1 protein-coding gene is annotated in these 860 nt (G+C 69.2%); it reads left to right on the top strand.

Annotated features, from left to right (window positions below; all coding sequences use genetic code 11):
• The first annotated feature begins 2 nt into the window (after nucleotides 1–2).
• A protein-coding gene (locus CTZ28_RS46350) for an IS5 family transposase (RefSeq protein ID WP_259472123.1) occupies nucleotides 3–841 on the top strand; the annotation gives its coding sequence in 2 pieces (ribosomal slippage) (nucleotides 3–353 and nucleotides 356–841; 837 coding nt in all).
• Nucleotides 842–860: the final 19 nt, after the last annotated feature.

Raw genomic sequence — 860 nt, 5'->3', positions numbered from 1 at the left:
CGTTGAGTGATGCGCAGTGGGCGCGGATCGAGCCGTTGCTCCCGGACCGGACGCCCAGACGGGGTGGTCGCTGGCGTGATCATCGGGAGGTGATCGACGCGATCGCCTTCAAGTTCCAGACCGGCACCCAGTGGGTGCATCTGCCGGAGAGGTACGGCAACTGGCGGGGCGTCTACAACCGGCTGCGGATGTGGGCCGTCGACGGCACCTGGGAGCGGGTGTTCACCGCGCTGATGGCCCAGGCCGACGCCGACGAGGATCTCAACTGGGCTGTCTCGGTGGACTCCACGATCGTGCGCGCCCACCAGCATGCGGCTGGGGCCCGCAAAAAGGGGCCCCAGCAGGCGAACCCGACGACCACGCCATCGGCCGGTCCCGCGGCGGGCTGACCACGAAGATCCATCTTGCCGCCGACGACCGATGCCGGCCGCCGGCCTTCCATCTCACCGCCGGGCAGGCCGGTGATGCACCCGCCTTCACCGACGTCATGACCCGCCTGCGCATTCCACGACCGCGAGGACGACCCCGCACCAGGCCGGACGTGGTCCTGGCGGACAAGGCCTATTCGTCCCGCGCGATCCGCGACCACCTGCGCAAGCGCGGCATCCGGGCGGTGATCCCGGTCCCAGCGGACCAGCGTGGCCACCGCCTGCGACGAGGCAGCCGGGGAGGCAGGCCGCCAGCCTTCGACCGAGAGACCTACAAGCAGCGCAACACCGTCGAGCGGTGCATCAATCGCCTGAAACAGTGGCGCGGGATCGCCACCCGCTACGAGAAGACCGCAACCATCTACCTGGCCGGACTCCACGTGGCAGGCATCTTCCTCTGGTCCGCCCGCTGATCCAAACGAAACCGCCTAG

This window comes from Streptomyces shenzhenensis (assembly GCF_003688995.1).
GTDB lineage: Bacteria > Actinomycetota > Actinomycetes > Streptomycetales > Streptomycetaceae > Streptomyces > Streptomyces shenzhenensis_A.
This window is presented reverse-complemented; position numbering and strand designations above follow the sequence as displayed.